This is a genomic window from Rhizobium sp. WW22 (genome assembly GCF_047041135.1).
Taxonomy (GTDB): Bacteria; Pseudomonadota; Alphaproteobacteria; order Rhizobiales; family Rhizobiaceae; genus Rhizobium.
Genome location: NZ_CP178199.1, coordinates 1,059,590 through 1,078,954, shown reverse-complemented (window position 1 = coordinate 1,078,954; position 19,365 = coordinate 1,059,590). Strand labels below are relative to the sequence as shown.

Here is a 19,365-nt window from a genome sequence, read left to right as displayed (position 1 = left end):
CTCTTCAGAAGCACCTGACGTCGTCGATGACAACCTGCTCACCCCGCTGCGGCCTATAGGCGAATTCGGCATGGCATTTCGTTCCATCCTCCAGCGAGACATCGATCGCATTCCTCGCATGCAACCCGCGAATATAAGTCTGACCGTCATAGCCGATGACGAAATCCTCGCTCGATCCTTGTAAGGTGCCGCCGAGCCCAGCACGCAATGGCATCCCGTTCTTGTCCTTGATCGTAACCAGGGCTGCTTGCGGTGCTTCGGACACGCCGAACTTGACGACCACGCCGCTGCGGTCTGCCGGCACGACGATTTCCTTCGTCGCGGGCACGTCGGCATCGACGGGCAGGTTCTTGGGATCGATGGACACGGTGTTCGGTTCATAGGAGTTGAGATTGGGCACCAGAATGCGGCCGCTCGAATTGGTCTTGCCGGCGGGCCGGTTCTGCTGCTGAACCTCGACATCGGGAGCGCCGACATCGACGACGGCAAATGCATCGTCGATGCGATTGGTGGCAAAGACGCCGCCGCCTGCGACGGCAATGGCACCATCGAGCCGAGCGGTGGCGCTGGTCTGATGATCCTGCTGCTGGAGGCCAGCTTCGACCTGGGCAAAGGGCGCCCGATAGCTGACTGCCGCCTCGCGATTGGTGTCTTCGCCTTCGGAGGTGCGCAGCCGCCAGCCGAAACTGCCATCCTCCTGCTGCATCGACTTGGAAACGTCGGCGACGACGCCGACGCCGTTAGGCCCGCCCTGTACGCCGGTATTGGCCGTGATATTGCCACCGAAGGGAATGGAAAGGCCGGCAAAGAACCCGAAATTGTTTCGGTTGTCGAGGTCGGTGAAGGCGCTCGCATAGACTGTCGCATGCTTGAACGTCTGACTGTAGGAAAGACCCGCGATCTTGCTCCTGGTGCCGTCCGCGCTTTCGAGGTTCGTGTAAGACAGGTTGAGACTGGAAAGATCGAGCGGCGTCGGTACGCTGAGCGTAACCTGATCGATGGCGCGCGGCACACCGGCGCTGAGAATGCTTACATCTCCGGCAATGCTGGTTGTGGGCCGCGCGGAAACCGAGGCTATGTCGTCATAATCGCCAAAGGTCCGTTGCACCCGGGCATAGAGGGCCCATCTGTCATAGCTGAGCTCGAATGCGGCGTTCATCAGCGCGCCGGAACGTGACCCGCTCTTGCTTGCTGCGCCCGCTATGGAAGCAACGCCGAACGAGCCGACCGGAAAAGCGGTCCCAGCGCCGCCATTCAAAAGATCGGCGCCGCCCTCGACGTGGCCCTCCAGTGTCAGCCAATCGGTCAGGCCGTACCTAGCGGTGGCGGCGCCCATGATACGACCGTCGTAGTCATTGGAATCAGTTCCGAAATTGAGACGCGGAGTGCCGAGTTCGGCGGAAAAGTCCAAGAGGCCCTGACGCAGAAGCCAATTGGAGGAATAGAACGGCAAGGTCTCCGAGGTTTCGCGCCCGAGGCTGTCGCGCAGCACGACGGTCGCTTGCCCACCCCCGGAAAAGACAGGAAGGTTGGTCACCTGGAAAGGCCCGGCGGGCACGTCGCTGGAATAGGTGCGCACGTTCTGCGTATAGATATCGAGCGTCGAAGGAACGGCGGCCGTCCCGGTAAATGAGGGCAACGGTTCGGTCACTAGGTCCGAACGCAGTGCAAAATTGCGCTGAAACTGAATACCGCCGAAATAGACTGGCCGAGTCCATGACAGGCCGCCGGTGGTCAGGTCACCGGCGCGATAGGTAACAAGGTTCTTCGGATCGGAGTAGCTCCAGGTCGTGTTGAGGCGGGTTATGCCGTCAAGACTGCCTTCGGAATATCCGGCGAGGAAGGACTGGCTGAGCGTGCCATAGGGGCTGAAGATACGTGCATCGAAAGATCCGGATATTCCCTGGAACATGTTCGAATTGCCTTGAAAGAGACCGTTGGAACTTGCGTAGAGGGAATAGTTGAGGACGGCGCCGTAGCCGGACTGGGGTGCAGGGACTGCGTTGTCCTGCTGCTGCCTGACATTGATGACGCGAGCTGCGCGCCCTTCGTCGGTCGTCTGCACGTAAAGACGCTGCGTCTCTATGTCGACCTGATATGACAGGCCGGGCAAGGTGCTGAGCTCGATCAGCTTATCGTCAGCGCCGGCCGGCGGCTTGATGCCCACCTCGCGCAGCTCTTCTGCGGTTGCAGCGAGCGAGCCATTCGGACGCTGTTTGAAATTGCCGATCATCTTCATCGACGCGTTGTTGATGAATACTTCGAGGTAGACGTCCAGCGTGGCCGCCGGTTGGCCTGCCATGGCTGTGCTTGCCGGCAAATCGGGCACTTCCTGAGCACGCAGCGCCGAAACTGAGAAAAGCATGCATATGAAAACGGCGCCGGCACTACCGTTGATTGACGGCGACTGTGGCATCGAACGGCCCAAGATCACTCTGGCCATGGAGTGTCACGACGCCACCCGAGAGGGGTTTTGCGGTTCCGACAGGCCACTGCATCGTCGCGCCGGCAAGTACGTATCCGACCAGGCCGTTGCGGCTGCCGACCTTCGCTGCACCCTGCGCGAGGGTCACGTTCGACAGACGGAAGCGGCTGCCGCCATTGTTCTTGCCTATAAGAGCAAGGCTGTTGCCCTGCTGCTTGAGGCTCCAGACGATATCGGCGGGCTTTATGTCCGGCCGCTTGAAAAAGACAGGAATGGACTGGCGCATGATGAGCGTGACCGTGCCGGCGCGCGCACGGGCAGGGTCGGGGAGTTCATCAACGATGACACGATAGGTCTCCTCCGCCTTAACGGGCGCCTTACTCGTACGAACCACTCTGACCACATACTGTGCGTTCGGATTCATCCGCGTCGCGGGAGGACTGGCAACGACATCCCTGGTCGGTTCCAAGGTCTCTATCCCGCCCGCCTGGCTCCACTTGAAGACACGTATCTGGACGTTGATTGGATGGTCTCCGTCATTGGCCAGATTCAAGACGGTGGCAGCAGCCGGCGCTACAAGCTCCAGACTTGTGGGCGCTACCCGCAGCGAAGCTGCGTTTATTTCGTAAGCACTGAACAGCAAAAGCATAGTCGCGGCAATGCATGGCAACATGCGTTGCATGACGGCCTCCCGGATCTGTGAGTTTTCAGTAGGTGACGGTAACCGCTACGGTATCTGTGTAGACGCCCGCAGCCGGTGTGGTTTGCGGAGGTACACGGCCATAGACATTTATGTTCTGGACAGCGCCGTTTCCTGTCCCCGAGACGGTGTCCGTGCCTATGGTCGTGCCCCAGGTCTGCGTTCGATTGGAGTCGGTATAGATCGCATAATTGATCGTCGCACTTGCTGGTCCTGTCATGACCCGGACGGCCGTTGTCGCGCCAGCTCCAGCGCCGGCGCTCAGGCCGACATTATAGGTCTGCCCGGATGTGCATTGCACACCGATGGTGGTTGCTTGATCGATATTGCTGGTGATGACGCCGTTGGTGCCGAAGTTGAGATTATTGGCACTCTGGATCGTGCATTGCGCCTGGATAGTAATGGTAACTGTCATGTTGGCGCTTGTGGTGGCGGCCATTGCGGATGGCGCTGCTACGGTCATTGCGATACCGATAAGGCTGGCGCCGCGGAGCATTCTCAGCATTCACATTCCCCTTCGCATAAGCCCCAAAAATATCAGAATATAATAAAATAAGCACATATATGATTCGCTGGCAATGCAGGTCGGAACCGCGGCGGCGGCGGCGATAGTCTCGCCAGAATACCTCCCAAGTAGAATTTCAATTTATTTAGTTAATACTCATGGATGAGCGGGACTTTTGAGAAACATGGTTAATATTGTCTTTCAGTGGCAACGCTCCGATCTGATCGACCGTGTTAGCCACGACCCGATGTGCGAACGCATTCATCAACATTTCTTTACGAAAAGCCTGCAATTGGCCACGTTTCGGTAAAAGCCGCGCCACAGTTTTCATGAGAATGGCTATTCGAGATTTTCCCAAAGGAGCGGTCGATGGATATGCAGCCCGTGAAATGGTGGAATGGTCAAAGCGAAACGACTCGCAGGCTGGGGTGCGGGCTCGCGGTTTGCGGCACTGTTGTCGGCGCCCTCTATCTGATCGTCCAAACCGGCCCTGCCGACCGCTCGATCCGGCTCATCGACGAGGGCGGCCGCATCGCGATCAATGGCCCGGCATCCGCACACCAATTCGCGACGAACAGATTACAGTTGGCAGTCGACGCAAGCCCTACAAGATCACTGATGTCGGTGCCAGTTCCGCAGCCTTCGCCACTTGCAGCCATGATCAAGAGCAGCGCGCCTGCAAAGCGTGTTGTTCGCACCGATGCGGGGAATACGAAGGTCGCGTCATCCGCGGAGGTAGAGCATTTTGACCGCTGCCTGCCGCAATGTGAAACGCGGGATCCGCTGATAACAAGCAATCCGGACTATGCAGAGGCTGCTCTGCCTGTTGCAGACGATGCTCCGTCTCCCGTCGTAGAAGAAAGGGCCGGATTTCATCCCCTTGCAGACGCACGAAACCTTTTGAGCAAAGCGGTGGATGCGCCAGGCATGATGCTGCGCCGCAGCCGGCAGGTGATCGACAATGTGGCCCGCGCGGATTGGTAGGCTGGACAGGCGTCCGCGCCCATTGGCGATATAGCAGCCAGGGCGCGGACCTTAGAACCGAAGCGAAAGAGGGACATCAAGCCCCCTTGACGCCGGCCACCTACAGGCCGCCGGCGCTAGCTGTGCTGCGCAGCAGCCGGCAAAGGCTGACAAGGCCTGCATCGAAATTGCCGGATGCCGTCACCTGACGACAGGCAATCAGCATACGTTTCTGCTCGGCACTCGACATGGTACGGAAGGCGGCGAGTGTGCGGGTGCTCGATCCTGTACCGGAACGTCCCGACCCAAGTCCTGTACCGCCCGTACCGCCCAGGCCGCCGATTGTCGTGCCAATGCCGCCCGTGCCTCCGGACCCGCTGCCGGTGCCACTGCCGCCGGAACCTGTGCCTCCAGATCCGCCAATGCCGACACCAACGCCGACACCCGCTCCGGATCCTCCGAGGGAAACGCCCCCACCGGCATTAATGCCGCCCGAGCCGCCAACCGAAGCGCCAAGGCCAGCATTGACCCCGGAACCGTTAACCGACGCTCCCAAGCCGGCATTGACGCCATTTGAGCCGCCAACAGAGGCGCCAGCACCGGCATTAATGCCACTTGTTCCGGATACCGAAGTACCCGCGCCGGCATTAACGCCGTTCTTTCCGCCTATGGAAGCGCCGAGGCCGGCACCAAGCCCATTCGAACCCAGCCCGGCACCCAAGCCGGCATTGATGCCTCCGACCGATATGCCGACGCCAGCGCCCAGTCCGCCGCTTCCGGACTGGCTGCCGCCGTGATCCGTCCCGCCACCGGGTTCCGCATAGCTCGTCGAGGCCAATAAAAGAAGTGCGGACGCAGCAATTGCCATCCGTGAAGATTGTATTCTCATGACTAAACTCCGTTTCAGCTTAGACTTTGTGACAGTCTGTTTCTGATTGCCGGAGCGCGCGCACCGTAGAGTTGGAATGAAGGGGCTTACCTATTCTCCTTTCCTCCCAAGACTATATTGTAGAATAATCTAATTTAGTAATGCTTCAATATAAAAATTCACGGATGACTTGCATAATGACAACGAGATTAATTTCGTGCGGGAGAAAATGCGCTATTTCACGACGGAGTTGCTGATTTCCATGGAGGAAGCGAGGCCTATTCCGGCAAGGATTCAGGAACGTTCTTCCCAGACCTTCGCCAACTCCACGAGCGTCTTGACGGCCTTTTCCATGTCCTGTCGGCTCACCCATTCCAGCGGTGAATGAAAGGCATGACCGCCGGCAAAGATATTGGCGCAAGGCAGGCCTATGAAAGAGAGCCTGGAGCCATCCGTGCCGCCGCGAATACTGCCTCGCACCGGTGCCATGCCGGCACGACGGATAGCCTCCACAGCGTTTTCAACGATTTCCGGATGGCGATCGAGGATCACCTTCATGTTGCGGTACTGATGTCTGACGGTAAACTTATGCGAGGAGCCGGGATAGGCGGCCATGACGTCCTTGACGATCGCTTCCAGCATAGCCTCCTTGTCAGCAAGGCCGGCTTCCTCGAAATCGCGGATGATGAAACCGAGCGAAGCCTTTTCCATCAAGCCGCTGATCCCGGTGGGATGGATAAAGCCGTCGCGTCCGTCCGTCGTTTCCGGCGCCATGTCCTTCGGCAGCCTGTCGATGATCGCGCCGGCTATCTTGATGGCGTTTTCCATTTTGCCTTTGGCGAAGCCCGGATGAATGGCGACGCCCTGGATGACGATCTCGACGCTATCGGCGGAGAAAGTCTCGTCTTCTATATGACCCGCCGTTTCGCCATCGACCGTATAGGCAAATTGTGCTCCCAACTTCTTCAGATCGACCTTGTCGACCCCACGCCCGATCTCTTCGTCCGTCGTGAACAGCAGCTTGATGGTGCCGTGGCGGATATCGGGATTGTCGACGAGATATTGGGCGGCTGCGACAATTTCGGCGAGACCGGCCTTGTCGTCGGCGCCAAGGAGTGTCGTGCCATCCGACGTGATGATGTCGTTGCCGATCTGATCTTGCAGGGCAGGGTGTTCGTCAACCCGAATGACCTGCTGCGCATCGGCGCTAAGGCGAATATCGCCGCCGGCGTAGTTCCGCAGGATTTGCGGCTTGACGTTCGTTCCGGTGAAATCAGGCGCTGTGTCCATATGCGAGCAGAAGCAGATGACGGGGACCGGCTTGTCGACATTCGATGGAATGGTGGCATAGACATAGCCGTGTTCGTCCAGATGGGCATCGGCAAGCCCGATCGCCAGCAATTCCTCAACCAGCATGCGCCCGAGATTCTTCTGCTTCGCAGTGGAAGGCTGCGTAACCGAAGACGGGTCCGATTGCGTATCGACAACAACATAACGAAGAAAACGATCGGTGACGGTATCGGTCATGATTCTGGCTCCGAAGAATCGCTAGGGTTTACATAGCTATAGCGCTGCGAGGGTGCATGGATAAACCGATTTCGCGCTGAAGACGCTGGTGTGCAAAGCTGGCTGTCGCCGCCACGACGGAAAAGGCCGCTCCAGCGCCAGGCAGGAGCGGCCATATCATATTGGTCAGGACTTTAACCGAATACTCAATCGGCAGACGTCAGCGTCACCGATGTACCGGTAGCCGCAACATTCAAGCCGAGCTGACCCGTAACGCTCACGGTCTGCAGCTGGATGGAGCCGGAGGTGCCACCAACGAGAATATTCGTGCCGACGCCGGCACCGACAGTGGCTTCAACGGTAGCGCCCTGATAAAGGCCGCCCAGAGAACCACGATGATAGCCGGCTGTCGGCGCGAAAACCAGCCAGACAAGCCGGCTGCGGGTCGTAAACCCGAGGTCGACACCCATCTTTCTGATCGCGCCGGTATAGTGATCAACGCGAGCGCGCCCGACCGTTGAATGGAAAGTGCAATCCATTTCCTTGGCCGAACCGAGCACATAACCAACGCCGCCGCCGATATCGCACTCGAGATAGCCGATCTTTACGCCATTGCGCTCATCGGGCTCCTCGCTATAGGTCGCCGGCATGTCGGCTGCACGTGCCGCAGCGGTGCCCGCAACGATCAACGATGCCGCTGAAAACGCCAGGGTCAGGATTTTTCTCATCTGTTTTCTCCTTGTCAGAGTATTATGGGTGACTGGCACCCTCGTGGTCGAGCCGATAGAATCAACCCTTAGTTAATGTTCGTACGCGCAGAACGATCCCAAAATTAAGGCAGCTACCGTCATGATCCACCTCACAATATAGGAAGATCTATATACCGGGACACCCCTTTGCCATTTCACGTTTTACTACCGACTGAATCGCGCCGTACCGAATTTACGCCCCGTCGGACCCAATCTTCACCCGGCGGTTGGCTCCGCTTTCTGCGGCAGTTTGTCTTTTGCAGCGAAAGCAAAGACGTCGACGGGTTCGCCGAGACCTTTTAGAGGAAAGGAGCCCAGGCTTTCCATATCGCGTCGGCAACCAGCCATGTCGACAAAAGCCTTGGAAAGAAGCACAGGCCGCTTTACTTCTTTTGTTAGCGATTCAAGCCGTGAGGCGATATTGACAGCCGGGCCGATGACCGTGAAGTCAAGGCGCGTCCGCGAGCCAATGTTACCATACATCACGTCGCCGACATGCACCCCGACGCCATAGCGCAGCACTTCGCGTCCCTGCGCGCGGTTTTCCTCATTGAGCGTTGCAACGGCCGCCTGCGCCTCGGTGATGGCAACGAGAAGATTGTGGCAGGCATTCGGATCACTCAACGGGAAAATGGCCAACAGTCCGTCGCCCATGAATTTGAGGATCTCACCGCCGTGTTTTTCGATGGGTTCGACCATCGCGTCGAAATAACTGTTCAGCAATTCGATGACATCGTCGCGCGGCCACATGTCCGAGATGGTGGTGAAATCACGCAGGTCGCAGATGAGGATTGCGGCCCCGACGGTGGTGCCGCTGCCGCGCGTCGTGGCGCCGGCCAGGATCTTCTCGCTGGCATGCGGCCCGACATAGGTCCGCAGCAGCGTGCGGGCCATGATGTTCTTCAAACGGATTTCGGTCACCATCGTCAAAGCGGGCAGCAGGTCTTTCAGGAAAGTGATATGCTCATCGGTGAAGCCGCCAGGCGCGTCCGAGGCAAAGGTCACGATGTGGCGCTTGCCGAGCGTGTGATAAATTGGCCAGGCGATATAGTCGGTCAGTCCTTCCGCATACATTTCCTTATAAAGCGGATAGTTCAGTTCCGCCTTCTCGCAGACCTCAAGATTTTTCCGGACTTCGGTCGCGCCGTTGAATATCTCATTGATGGGGCTTGCCAGAAATTGAGGCGTATTCTCGACCCCATAGCTGAAGGTCGCAATATCTGCCTCCTTCATGCCGGTGCGCCAAAGAATTCTCGCCCCTAGCCATTGCGGATGCAGCGTTCGGAAGTGCATCGTCGCTCTTGCGACCGGAACTCCGATTGCCTGCATTTTCTCACAAAGTTCCACGAGTATATTGTCGATGAACCGCTGGTCGCGGACATCATTCATAAGCCAATCGAGGATCTTGCTTTGTTTTGTCGGCCAGTTGCCCTGGTCGTCCTGGGTCGAGGCGGCAACGGCCTCAATGGAAGATTGCATTTTCTATACCCCACAGGTTCCGTCATCCGTCCTGGATCGTGAGCGCTATTCGATCCGAATAGAACTATACGCGTCTCGCCAGTGACCTGGAACGGCAATCACTTTTAATTCGCGACTTCGTAAATTATGTGCCGGGTATGGCAGAAGAGCCCTGAATCGGCCATAGGCTTCATATGGTTCCGCGACTCCCGCGTTGCAATATTCGGTCAAAGAGGTAAAGCATTGAGAGCATATCTGGCAGGGCCGGAAGTTTTCCTTCCGAACGCAAGGGAAATCCTCGATCGCAAGATCGCAATGGCACGCAGCTACGGCTTCACGCCCGTTTCACCGGGTGATTTGGTGGTGCCGGAAACCGAGACACGTCGCCAGCGTGGCCTTGCCATCAGCGCCATCAATGAAAAGCTGATGACGAGCGCCGACCTCATCATCGCCAATCTCACGCCGTTTCGCGGCATAGCGGCCGATATCGGCACAGCCTTCGAACTAGGCTTCATGTGCGCCCGCGGCTGCCCGGCATTCGCTTTTTCCAACTGCCTCGATAATCACTTCGAGCGCGTGAGCAGGCTCTATGGCGGCGAGGTACTTCTCGGTGAAGACGGACGCCACCGTGGTCCCGACGGAATGGCGCTGGAAAACTTCGACATGGCTGACAATCTGATGCTCGACGGCGGCATTACGGCACGCGGCGGTGTCATCGTCACGCGCCAGGTCGCGCCGGAGCAGCTCTTTCTCGATCTGACGGCCTTCGAAGAATGCCTGAGCTTCGCGGCGGAGCAATTGTTGAAACAGACCGCCAGCGCACAATAGGCTCGGCTATTGTGCGCGTTCGAGCGTCACCACGCTCCGAGAGCCGCATCGATCGCCCGCGCTCGTATGGGAAGCTGGTCATAGGCGGCAACATCCGGTTTGGCAAAGGCGCTAAGGCCAAGCGATGCGAGGATATCGCTCCCCTCCGGATCCTGGTGCGCGCCGAGAAGAGCGGCGCGTAACGCATCGACGATATCCGCCGACTGCTGCCGCGCGGCCACCAGCAAAGGGAAGGGGGCCGGTTTTGTCGTAGCAACAATGCGCAGTGGCGCGATCATGTCCGGCTCGTGCATTGCCATCAGCTGAAACGCGTAGGCGTCGATGGCGCCGACATCTATGGTGTCTGAACGAATGGCGTCGACTACGCCACGCGGATTGAGGAGCGAGCCGACGGTTTGAGCTGTTGAAGGCCTATTCGCAAGCATGGCAAAGAGTTCACGCGGTGCATTATAGCCGGACTGCGAGTCCCGCACTGTCCAGCCCCAGCGCGCGCCTGCAAGATCAGCTTCCGTAAGCTGTTTATCGCGCGCGGCGACGATGTGGCTCGCATAGACTGGCTGCCCGTTTGCCCAGTCGGCCAGCGAAACCGGTGCGGCCAACGGTTGCGGGCGCTCCGCCGGCGATAGCTGGGAGAAGGGAAAGCCGCACATGAAAACGGCGCCCATGTCAGGACGTGCCCAAAGCTCGGACAAAGGTGCCGGAGCGGCATGGGCAATGATTTGGAGCTCGACGCCCGATCGGTCGGCAAGCCAATGAAAGAGCTGATCCCAGAGAGCAGATATTCTGGGGCTGAGATTATACATTCGCGAGCAGGCGATAGCACTCGAAGTCGTCATGGCGCGTCACGCAAACCGAAGTCGTTGGCCGATATTCATGCGCTTTGCCTTTTCGACCATTGCTGCGCCGAGCGCGACGTCGGTGGTGCTCAGGCCGCGATGCCAGAAGAGAATGGTCTCGTCATCGCTTTCGCGGCCCGGCTTGGCGCCGCAGACGATCTGGCCGATTTCGGCATGCAGCGTCTCGGCCGTCACCTTGCCCTCATCGACATGACGGCGAAGGGCACCGAAGGGGCGGCCGGGGCCGCATTGCCCCCAGTCATCGACGACGACCTTGTCCATGATGTCGGTCAGGTCGAATTCGAGCGCGCTCATGGTGCCGTAAGGCACGACAAAAGCGCCCTTCTTGACCCAGGCGGTCTTGAAGAGTGGCGTCGGCTCCGGCAGCCGGCTTGCCTCGATCATGATATCGGCGCCCTTCAGGCAATCCTCCCAATTGTCCGTTACGATGATCTTCTTGCCCAAATCCCTTTCCAGCCGCGCGGCGAAGGCGTCGCGGCTTTCGGGGCGGCGCGAATGCACGCGGATTTCGTCGAAATCGAAGATGTGGTCGAGCAATCGCACATTCCAGTAGGAAGTGCCCCGTGCGCCGATATGGCCGAGGATCTTGCTGTCCTTGCGGGCGAGATGGCGCGCGCCGATAGCGGTGACGGCACCGGTGCGCATGTCGGTGATGGCAGTCGCATCGATGATCGCCTTCGGTACACCGGTGCGCGGATCGAAGAGATTGAGAACCGCCAGTTCCGAGGGCAAGCCCTGCTTGTAGTTATCGACGAAATCGCCGACGACCTTGACGCCGGCATAGTCGAGAGGCTTCACATAACCGCGCAGCACGTTGAAATGACCCTTGTCGGAACTCTCGGGGACGAGATGAACGCGAGGCTCGATGACGGTTTCGCCGCGCCCCTGTGCATCGAGCGCCTTGGTCACTGCGTCGAGGATTTCGTCGTTGGAAAGCGCCAGCGCCTTGGCGTCGATGGCATTGAGATAGTCGATCCAGATTTCCTGCATTACCGTTCTCCAGGCATGTCACCGGCTTTCGCCGCGGTCTCTGCGATAAATTCCGACACTCTTTGAAAATCAGGGCCTTGCGCACGGTCTTCCTCGAGCGGTGCCACCAGCTGGCGCACCTGTCGATAGGCGCCCAGCGTCCCGCTGCCGAGCTCGCCCGCCACACCGCGCAGCTCAACGGCTTGGGCGGACGCGACAAGCTCGATCGCCACGAGATAACGCATTCGCTCGATCATTGCTTCGATCTTGCTCAGGACGCTCGGTGCCATCGACGCCTGATCTTCGACACCATCGGCGACCGGGATCGGCGTGAGCGACACGGGATTAGCTAGATGGCGTATCTCAGATTCAAGCGCCGAGACCGTTTTCTGCACGGTGGCAAAACCCGTTCTGCTCTGCCCGAGCGGAGTTAGGAAGCGTGGTAGCTCCGACATGCCCGGAGACATGATTTTCATCGTTCTATAGGCGGTCGCCGCCGCACAATGGGCGATTGCCTGGCCGAGCCGTTCCCATGCGAGAACGAAGGCCGTCATGTCGAAATTGCCGTGCGACAAAATAAGCCCTTCGTCGGCCAGTACGACGGGATTGTCGCCGGAACTCGCAAGTTCGATCTCGGTTGCTGCGCGGGCTTCGCCGATCGCGTGGAGCAAGGCGCCCCAGACCTGCGGGGCACAGCGATAGCTCAAAGGATCTTGCAAGCGCCGGGCGGCACCATCAATAAAAAGAGAACTTCCGGAAAGCAGCTCGCGAAGCCTTGCCGCCGTTTCACGCTGGCCGAAGGCCGGTCTTGCCGCTAGTACCCGGTCATCGAAAGCCGAGACGTTGGCCCGGAATGCCTCGAAGTTCAGCGCGACGGCCGCAAGCGACCAATCGAACAGCCGCGCGATATCCTCGATACAGAGGCAGGCCTTGCCGACCGACAGGCTGTTGGCGACCACGAGGACATGGCCGTCCCTCGGCGCGATCGGCAACGGTTTCAGACCGACTTTCGAGAGGGCATCCTGCGCCGGCATGATCGCGCCATCGAGTTCCACTTCGCCATCGCCTAGCAAAGCGCGTCCCATGTGCGCCAAAGGCGCGAGATCGGCAGCGCCGATCGAACCGAGCGATGGCACGACCGGATGAAAGCCCGCATTAAGCGCCTCAACGAGGCCGACGAAAACCGGTAGCGACACGCCAGAGCCGCCGGCCGCCATGCCGGCGATGCGAGCCGCCATCATCGCCCTGACGGCTTCGCGGGGAAGGGCAGGCCCAACTCCGACTGCGCGGGCTTGTGGTACACGTAACTGAAAGGCGATAAGGTCGTCCGTGGCAAGGCGAGTATCGACGCCCGCGCCTAACGCTGTCGTCAAACCATAAACTGGCTGGTCGGCCGCCAGGTAGCGTTCAACCACGGCGCGCGCAGCGTTGATTCTGTCTTTGACGTCTGGCGAAATCACTATTGTGGCGTTGCGCCGTGCGATTGCGGCGATATCGCTCACCGTCGGAGGCGCATCGGTAAAGGACACGATATTGTCCGCTTTGCTCATTCCTGCTTGCCTCAAAGACGTGCGTTCGGCTTTCCGCGATCTCCGGATAAATGCTCTTCCAGGCGACACTGGAGACGCTGGAATAGATCGATATCCCCCATAGCACGGCACGTGGCCAGCCACGGTCATATCGATTGAAGAACACCGCTATCTCATTGTGCGGCAATAAGCGATGCTGAGGAAAGCTCAATCAGCACCAGATGGTCATCCGAGATCTTGAAGCAAACAAACAATGCGATCGCGATGACACCTATCGCGATCGCCCTTGTTAAAAAGTTGTAGCGGGTGAGGGATCAGCCGCCGATCATGAGCTTGACGACTTCCTCGTGATTGGTGTCGGCGATGTTGCGCTCGCCTGCCACAATCCCGCGCCGCAGGACGACGATGCGGTCGGAGACCGCGAAGATGTCCTGCAGATTGTGCGAAATGAAGATAACACCGCGTCCCTGCGCCTTCAGCGATTTGATGAGGGCCACGACCTTGCGCTGTTCGGGCACGCCGAGCGCAGCGGTCGGCTCGTCCATGACCAGAATGCGGGCATTCCAGTAAACCGCACGCCCGATCGCGACCGCCTGACGCTGGCCGCCGGAGAAGTTGCTGACCGGCGCATCGAGCCGCTTCACATGGAAATCCAGCTCCGCCATCGTCTTGCGCGCTGCTTCGGCCATTGCCTTCCGGTCGAGCACCGGCAGGAAGCCGAAAAGCTTCTTCATCGGTTCGCGCCCGAGGAAGATGTTGGAGCCGATCGTCAGATTGTCGGCAAGCGCCAGATCCTGGTAAATCGTCTCGATGCCTTTCTCCCGCGCATCCTGCGGCGAGGAGAAGGTGACAGGCTTGCCTTCGATCAGGATTTCGCCCGCAGTCGGTGGATAGACGCCGGAGATCGCCTTGATCATCGTCGTCTTGCCCGCACCGTTATCGCCCGCAAGTGCTACGACTTCACCGGGCCGGACGACCATGGAGCAATTGTCGAGGGCACGCACCGCGCCGAAATAACGCGAGAGATTGCGGACCTCGAGGAGGGGAGTTGCACTATTCATCCTGTTTTGCTCCGCTGAACCGGCGCTGCGCCTGGTCGATGAGCACCGAAATGATGATGACGATGCCGACCGCGATGAACTGCCAGAACGGTTCCACGTTCATGAAAACGAGACCGTATTGGATGACGGCGATAACGAGAGCGCCGGCAACGGTGCCGATGATCGTGCCGGAGCCGCCGAACAGGCTGGCGCCGCCGATGACGACGGCAGCCACGCTATCTAGCAGAAGGGGCTCGCCCGCCTGGGCCGCGCCTGCTGTGAAGCGGGCTGCATAAAGTGCGCCGCCCAAGCCTGCGCAGACGGCTGAGAGAATATAGAGCCGCAAGAGATGGGACTTGATGTCGATGCCGGCGCGGCGGGCGGCCTGGGCATTGGCGCCTATGGCGTAGTTGTGCTGGCCGAAGCGTGTCTGGCTCAACAGATAATGCATGATGACCACGAAGACGAGCGTGACGATGACCAGATAGGGGATACCGTAGAACCGGCCGTTGCCAAGCTCGGCGAAATAGGAATTCTTGACCGGAACGGTGGTGCCGCCGGCAATCAGGAAGGCCGTGCCGCGGGCGACGCCGAACATGCCAAGCGTGCCGATGAATGGCGGAACCTTGAGACGGGAGATCAGGAGACCGTTGATGAAGCCAGGCACCGCGGCAGCCAGCATGGCAACGAGAATGCCGAATACCATCGCGACCGGCAGCGGCATGTAGAGCCCGGCAATATTGGCAATGTGTGCGGCGACGACGGCCGCAAGGCCCATGATGAAGCCGGTCGACAGATCGATGCCGCCGGAAATGATGACGAAGGTCTGCCCGATCGCCAGCAGCAGCGGCGCCACCGCGAAGATCGCGACGGACTGCCAGTTGAAGCTTGAGCCGACGAACGTGCCACCGAAATCGATCCGCGCCCAGATCTCGAAACTCACGATAAGTGCGGCAAGAAAGAGCCATGCACGCAATTGCGCGATGCGGTTTAGGATGGTTTTTGCTTGGTCGCCATGGTCCGCCTGCGGCGCCACGTGCTGATCCGCCTTGCGGACCTCTGCATTGTCGATTGTCATGGACTGGTCCAAACTGAAGCGTTGAAGGCGCGAAAATCACGGCGCCGTTCGCTCTATCATCGTTGGATGATGTGCCTCGCCGATCGGCGAGGCACACACTATCTCCGCATCAATCGGAGTAGATGAACTTCGCGACGTTCTTGTCCGTCACGTTCGATTTATCGATGACCGTGAAGCCGGTGCCGATCGCCGTCGGGATCGAATTGCCGGTCAGATGCGCATAGGCTGCCATCACGCCGAAATAGCCGATTTCTGCCGGGTGCTGTGCGATCGCCAGATCGACGAGACCGGAGTTGATATTGTCAACGATCGATGTCGGCGCATCGAAGGCAACCACGCGGATCTTCCCGGTCTGGCCGGCCTGCTGCACGCCGTTGGCGGCACCGAGAGCGGAGAACAGATTGGCTCCGAAAACGCCATCGAGATCGGAGTTGCGGGCAAAAACCGCCTGCAGCTGCGATGCCGCCTTGTTGGCGTCGTCGTCGTTATATTGCGTCTCCAGAACAGTGATGTTTGGATACTTCTTCATCTCCTCCTTGAAGCCCTGCTCGCGCTGATCGGTGGTCGAGATGCCGGGCTTGACGTTGGAAACGTAAACCTTGCCCTTTTCTCCGACAGCCTTTGCCAGTGCGCGCGCGGCAATCGCACCGCCGAGCAGGTTGTCGGAAGCGATGTAGGCCAGCGGAAAATCGGCATCGCCCTTGCCGGTCTGGTAGACACCGGTGCCGATGAATGTATCGACAGTGATGATCGGGATGCCGGCATCATTTGCCTTTTTCAGCGGCTGGATCAGCTGATCCTTGTCGGTCGGTGCGATGAGGATCGCATCGGGCTTCTTGGCGATCACCGCATCAAGAACCGGAACTTGCGTTACCGGGTTGAAATCGGGGCCGCCCTGGAACACCAGCGTCGCACCGACGGCCTTGGCCGCTGCCTCGGCGCCTTTGCGCATGGTGATGTAAAAGGCATCGGTCGTCAGGCCCGGAATAAGGGCAATCGTAAATTTCTTATCCGCAGCTTTGGTGGTGCCGGCAATAGCGGCAACACCGGTCGCGATCGATGCCACGGCCGAAGCCTTCAGAAATGAGCGGCGCTCCATGATTTTCCTCCTCTTGAAACCGAACCTCCCCTGTCCGGCAACGCGATAATCAGTGGGTTACTGCGGCACGTCAAGTAATTTTTTTCTGCAAAGAATTTCTTATATCCAATTGATATAATTGAGCAATTTGACTACAATCGCAATATCGCAATCCGCCGAAGACATAGCGTCGCACGGCGCTCGGCACTATTGCGAATTTGTTCCGACCATTCGGACGGCGACTGATATTATTGGCGGTCGAATACCTGCCAAACCCAAGCGAGAATTACCTCCATGTCCGGTTCTTTGGTCTGGTCGACGGTCATGACTGCACCGCAGCCAATAGGCTCGGCCCGATCCGCCAGCGTTATCAGTTCCGGCACATATTCGGCGCCCGGATGCCCAGGCAACCGCTCCTTCAGTCGGCTGGCATAACGCTCGCCCGCGACCGCTCCAGGCACCTTGCACCACAGCTCCGCGACATCCCCGACTTTCGCAGCCTCGATATAGTTTTCGAGCTGCGCTTTCGGCTGGAAGCCGAACCAGGCGTCGATGATGAAGGTCGAGCCGGCCGGAGCGTCCGCGATAATGGACCAGATCGCCTGATAACTCGCCTTTCCCAACGTCCGGTTGAAGTCGCGATCGACTGGTCCGATATGCTGCAGGAACGGATTCTTGATGCCATCGAGGGACAGGACCGGCCAACCGGTTCGATCGGACAAAGCCTTGGCAAGTCGGCTTTTACCGGAAGCCGGCACGCCGTTGACCAAGACGACGCGCTTTCCCTGTGCCCGCTTTTCCTGTGACGGCGCGTCGGCCGCAAAAATCGACAGCCCGGCGCCGATGACGCCGGCGTCATCGGCGAGTTTGGCCGGTAATATTGCGGGGCAGAACCAAGGCGCTGCCGCCGGCAGATCTGCAAGCGCACGCGCCGCGTCGCAGCCGAGCCCGCCGCCAAGCAGGATGACTTCGGGATCCATCGTCGCCGCGATATTATCGAGTGCCGCTCGTAAAGGAACTGCCCATTGGCGCAAGACGCGCACGGCCGCATCATCTCCCTCGGCAGCCATGTCGAACACCTCCTTGATTGTTACGACCGACAATCCCGCTTCAGCGATGTGTCGGCGCAAAGCGGTTCCAGAACTGAAGGTTTCGACACAGCCGCGCCTGCCGCAGGGGCAGGGCGGGCCATCCTGCGATACACAAATATGGCCGAGTTGTCCGGCCGCCTTGTGTCCGCGATAGATGCGCCCGGCATGGGCGACCGCGCCGCCAATGCCCGTTCCGATCGTCAGCATCGCAACATTTTGATAGCCCTTGGCGCCGCCGATCCGCATTTCGGCGATGAGTGCCATGCTGCAATCATTCTCGATGGCGACAGGCTTTCCAAGTGCCGCCTCAATCCGCCGCGCGAAATCGAGGCCAGAGAGATTAAGAATGCCGCCAGACAGGATTTCGCGACTGTCGACATCGACACGCCCTGGTATGCCGACACCGATCCCCAGAGCTTCAGGAGTGTCGAGCGCGCGCGCCATCGCGATGACGCGCTCCAATGCCAACAGCGGATCGGTCGGGGTTCTTTCCGACAGCTTGGCAAGTATCTCGCCCTGAACGGAGACGAGGGCGGCACGAATATTCGTGCCGCCAATATCGACGCCGATGGCGATGTCAGCCATGGGCGCGCTGCCTTTGATCAGCGCCGTGCGAGCCAGTGCCCTTGAAGTGCGTCGCGATGACGGCCTGGATTTCGCGAAGCCTCGGCACTGCGACCGTCTCCAGCCGATCCTTCGTTACCGAACGATCGAGCGAGATGCAGTCTTTCCAGAGCGAGCGGCCGGCGATGACACCCGAAGCGCCGTTGCGCATGGCATCCTCAACCTGGGTAAGGAAGGTCGCATGGTCGACACCGGCCGACAGCACCGCCCACGGCACGTCGCCCGAAAGACGCGTGACTTCGGCGCAGGCTTCCGACGAGCCCGGATAGGGGATCTTCAAAACCTTCGCGCCGAGATCGAGGCAGATCCTGCTGCCGCCGACGATCAGAGACGGCAGCTTCGCCTTGTAGTCGGCCTCATCCTCGTCTTCGAACTTGTAAGTCAGGAATTCAACGACCAGCAGAAGATCCTCATGCGCGAAATCGTCGATGCATTGCTTCAGGATCAGAATATTGTGGGCATTCGCCGCATCCCGATCCGAGCGCAGATAGACCATGATCTTGCCGCCCGTTGCCCCCAGCTGACGCACGCGGCGCGCGGAGATACCGGGAACCAGCTTCGACAGACGATAGCCTTCCGGCGATGTATCCCAGCCGGAAGCATCGAGGCCGATCAGCAGTGCGGTATCGCGCTGAAGAACCCGATCATCGACCAGCGCCGGCACGGCGCAGATGGGATCGACGAGAACACAGGACGCCTTGCTCGCGAGGAAGCGGGCGATATCGGCCTTCGTATCCCCCAGCACCTTGTCGGAGATCGCCGCCTGCTCGGCCGGGTCCTTGGCCAGAAGGCTGCGCATGCCGCCGCGCTGGTCGCAGGCAATCACCATCATGGCACCGTCGCTGCCGCAAATCTGCTGGTAGCCGCGCATCTCCGCTGTCGTCAATTTCGTCATGTGATCCTTCCTCCAACCGTTGCGAAACGGCACCCATACGAGCACGCCTTCCCCACTCCTCGAAGAGGGTAATGCTCCTGAAATTGAGGACTCTCATGCGCGGTATAAACGTTGCGAAACCGGGTTTTTTAAGCGATAACTCCTCAAGTGCCATACGTGTAACACATTGCAGAAAGGAATTTCAACCTGAATTCGTCTCAAT

General features: G+C 59.2%; 17 protein-coding genes. 2 read left to right on the top strand and 15 right to left on the bottom strand.

Features of this window, described 5'->3' with window-relative positions; translation table 11 throughout:
* Positions 1 to 4: 4 nt before the first annotated feature.
* Genes ACK83U_RS23925 through ACK83U_RS23915 form a run of 3 tightly spaced genes read right to left on the bottom strand, consistent with a single transcriptional unit; the run spans position 5 to position 3,630 of the window.
* A complete protein-coding gene (locus ACK83U_RS23925; protein ID WP_162708000.1) occupies positions 5 to 2,416 on the bottom strand; it encodes a fimbria/pilus outer membrane usher protein in 2,412 nt (803 codons plus the stop codon).
* On the bottom strand, positions 2,388 to 3,107 hold the full coding sequence (locus ACK83U_RS23920) for a molecular chaperone (protein WP_112603582.1): 720 nt from the start codon (positions 3,105 to 3,107) through the stop codon (positions 2,388 to 2,390). Before ACK83U_RS23920 ends, ACK83U_RS23925 begins: the two co-directional genes overlap by 29 nt.
* Before the next feature lie 25 nt (positions 3,108 to 3,132).
* Positions 3,133 to 3,630, bottom strand: coding sequence for a spore coat U domain-containing protein (locus ACK83U_RS23915; RefSeq protein ID WP_112603580.1), 498 nt, complete (start codon positions 3,628 to 3,630; stop codon positions 3,133 to 3,135).
* Positions 3,631 to 3,999: 369 nt separating this feature from the next.
* On the opposite strand from ACK83U_RS23915, the gene ACK83U_RS23910 reads away from it, so the two are divergent.
* Positions 4,000 to 4,614 (top strand): hypothetical protein, encoded by a 615-nt coding sequence (locus ACK83U_RS23910; RefSeq protein WP_112603576.1) that lies wholly within the window; start codon positions 4,000 to 4,002, stop codon positions 4,612 to 4,614.
* A 100-nt stretch (positions 4,615 to 4,714) separates the two neighbouring features.
* Here ACK83U_RS23910 and ACK83U_RS23905 read toward each other — a convergent pair whose 3' ends face one another.
* The 4 genes from ACK83U_RS23905 to ACK83U_RS23890 all read right to left on the bottom strand — a co-directional run bounded on the left by ACK83U_RS23905 (position 4,715) and on the right by ACK83U_RS23890 (position 9,195).
* Entirely contained in the window at positions 4,715 to 5,482 is a 768-nt protein-coding gene (locus ACK83U_RS23905) for a hypothetical protein (protein WP_112603574.1), read from the bottom strand.
* A 273-nt stretch (positions 5,483 to 5,755) separates the two neighbouring features.
* Positions 5,756 to 6,988, bottom strand: a complete 1,233-nt coding sequence (gene pepT / locus ACK83U_RS23900) for a peptidase T (RefSeq protein WP_112339285.1) — start codon at positions 6,986 to 6,988, stop codon at positions 5,756 to 5,758.
* A 185-nt stretch (positions 6,989 to 7,173) separates the two neighbouring features.
* Positions 7,174 to 7,695: a DUF992 domain-containing protein gene (locus tag ACK83U_RS23895; protein WP_015343059.1), complete on the bottom strand. Its 522-nt coding sequence runs from the start codon at positions 7,693 to 7,695 to the stop codon at positions 7,174 to 7,176.
* A gap of 237 nt (positions 7,696 to 7,932) precedes the next feature.
* Positions 7,933 to 9,195, bottom strand: a complete 1,263-nt coding sequence (locus ACK83U_RS23890; RefSeq protein ID WP_112339286.1) for an adenylate/guanylate cyclase domain-containing protein — start codon at positions 9,193 to 9,195, stop codon at positions 7,933 to 7,935.
* Between the two features lie 222 nt (positions 9,196 to 9,417).
* Here ACK83U_RS23890 and ACK83U_RS23885 point away from each other — a divergent pair, with 222 nt between their 5' ends.
* Positions 9,418 to 10,002, top strand: a complete 585-nt coding sequence (locus ACK83U_RS23885; protein ID WP_112339287.1) for a nucleoside 2-deoxyribosyltransferase — start codon at positions 9,418 to 9,420, stop codon at positions 10,000 to 10,002.
* Between the two features lie 26 nt (positions 10,003 to 10,028).
* Here ACK83U_RS23885 and ACK83U_RS23880 read toward each other — a convergent pair whose 3' ends face one another.
* The 8 genes from ACK83U_RS23880 to ACK83U_RS23845 all read right to left on the bottom strand — a co-directional run bounded on the left by ACK83U_RS23880 (position 10,029) and on the right by ACK83U_RS23845 (position 19,163).
* Positions 10,029 to 10,838 (bottom strand): phosphate/phosphite/phosphonate ABC transporter substrate-binding protein, encoded by an 810-nt coding sequence (locus ACK83U_RS23880; RefSeq protein WP_412474890.1) that lies wholly within the window; start codon positions 10,836 to 10,838, stop codon positions 10,029 to 10,031.
* A 6-nt stretch (positions 10,839 to 10,844) separates the two neighbouring features.
* Positions 10,845 to 11,849 (bottom strand): ornithine cyclodeaminase family protein, encoded by a 1,005-nt coding sequence (locus ACK83U_RS23875; protein WP_112603570.1) that lies wholly within the window; start codon positions 11,847 to 11,849, stop codon positions 10,845 to 10,847.
* Positions 11,849 to 13,378 carry an HAL/PAL/TAL family ammonia-lyase gene (locus ACK83U_RS23870; RefSeq protein ID WP_112603568.1) on the bottom strand — a complete coding sequence of 510 codons (1,530 nt, stop codon included), beginning with the start codon at positions 13,376 to 13,378 and terminating at the stop codon, positions 11,849 to 11,851. Before ACK83U_RS23870 ends, ACK83U_RS23875 begins: the two co-directional genes overlap by 1 nt.
* A gap of 293 nt (positions 13,379 to 13,671) precedes the next feature.
* Positions 13,672 to 14,418: an ATP-binding cassette domain-containing protein gene (locus ACK83U_RS23865; RefSeq protein ID WP_112339291.1), complete on the bottom strand. Its 747-nt coding sequence runs from the start codon at positions 14,416 to 14,418 to the stop codon at positions 13,672 to 13,674.
* On the bottom strand, positions 14,411 to 15,475 hold the full coding sequence (locus tag ACK83U_RS23860) for an ABC transporter permease subunit (protein WP_112603566.1): 1,065 nt from the start codon (positions 15,473 to 15,475) through the stop codon (positions 14,411 to 14,413). The genes ACK83U_RS23865 and ACK83U_RS23860 overlap by 8 nt, the downstream gene beginning before the upstream one ends.
* Before the next feature lie 109 nt (positions 15,476 to 15,584).
* Positions 15,585 to 16,574: a substrate-binding domain-containing protein gene (locus tag ACK83U_RS23855; protein WP_112603564.1), complete on the bottom strand. Its 990-nt coding sequence runs from the start codon at positions 16,572 to 16,574 to the stop codon at positions 15,585 to 15,587.
* Positions 16,575 to 16,801: 227 nt separating this feature from the next.
* The gene (locus ACK83U_RS23850; protein WP_112603562.1) at positions 16,802 to 18,229 is read right to left on the bottom strand and encodes an ROK family protein; all 1,428 of its coding nucleotides are present in this window, start codon (positions 18,227 to 18,229) and stop codon (positions 16,802 to 16,804) included.
* Positions 18,222 to 19,163: a tagatose-bisphosphate aldolase gene (locus ACK83U_RS23845; RefSeq protein ID WP_112603560.1), complete on the bottom strand. Its 942-nt coding sequence runs from the start codon at positions 19,161 to 19,163 to the stop codon at positions 18,222 to 18,224. Before ACK83U_RS23845 ends, ACK83U_RS23850 begins: the two co-directional genes overlap by 8 nt.
* Positions 19,164 to 19,365: the final 202 nt, after the last annotated feature.

Coding starts and splice junctions, on each gene's coding strand:
- ACK83U_RS23845 (WP_112603560.1), bottom strand. CDS start 19,163: ATGACGAAATTGACGACAGCGGAGATGCGCGGCTACCAGCAGATTTGC.
- ACK83U_RS23875 (WP_112603570.1), bottom strand. CDS start 11,849: ATGCAGGAAATCTGGATCGACTATCTCAATGCCATCGACGCCAAGGCG.
- ACK83U_RS23895 (WP_015343059.1), bottom strand. CDS start 7,695: ATGAGAAAAATCCTGACCCTGGCGTTTTCAGCGGCATCGTTGATCGTT.
- ACK83U_RS23925 (WP_162708000.1), bottom strand. CDS start 2,416: ATGCCACAGTCGCCGTCAATCAACGGTAGTGCCGGCGCCGTTTTCATA.
- ACK83U_RS23905 (WP_112603574.1), bottom strand. CDS start 5,482: ATGAGAATACAATCTTCACGGATGGCAATTGCTGCGTCCGCACTTCTT.
- ACK83U_RS23890 (WP_112339286.1), bottom strand. CDS start 9,195: ATGCAATCTTCCATTGAGGCCGTTGCCGCCTCGACCCAGGACGACCAG.
- ACK83U_RS23870 (WP_112603568.1), bottom strand. CDS start 13,378: ATGAGCAAAGCGGACAATATCGTGTCCTTTACCGATGCGCCTCCGACG.
- ACK83U_RS23860 (WP_112603566.1), bottom strand. CDS start 15,475: ATGACAATCGACAATGCAGAGGTCCGCAAGGCGGATCAGCACGTGGCG.
- ACK83U_RS23915 (WP_112603580.1), bottom strand. CDS start 3,630: ATGCTGAGAATGCTCCGCGGCGCCAGCCTTATCGGTATCGCAATGACC.
- ACK83U_RS23910 (WP_112603576.1), top strand. CDS start 4,000: ATGGATATGCAGCCCGTGAAATGGTGGAATGGTCAAAGCGAAACGACT.
- ACK83U_RS23920 (WP_112603582.1), bottom strand. CDS start 3,107: ATGCAACGCATGTTGCCATGCATTGCCGCGACTATGCTTTTGCTGTTC.
- ACK83U_RS23850 (WP_112603562.1), bottom strand. CDS start 18,229: ATGGCTGACATCGCCATCGGCGTCGATATTGGCGGCACGAATATTCGT.
- ACK83U_RS23865 (WP_112339291.1), bottom strand. CDS start 14,418: ATGAATAGTGCAACTCCCCTCCTCGAGGTCCGCAATCTCTCGCGTTAT.
- ACK83U_RS23880 (WP_412474890.1), bottom strand. CDS start 10,838: ATGACGACTTCGAGTGCTATCGCCTGCTCGCGAATGTATAATCTCAGC.
- pepT (WP_112339285.1), bottom strand. CDS start 6,988: ATGACCGATACCGTCACCGATCGTTTTCTTCGTTATGTTGTTGTCGAT.
- ACK83U_RS23855 (WP_112603564.1), bottom strand. CDS start 16,574: ATGGAGCGCCGCTCATTTCTGAAGGCTTCGGCCGTGGCATCGATCGCG.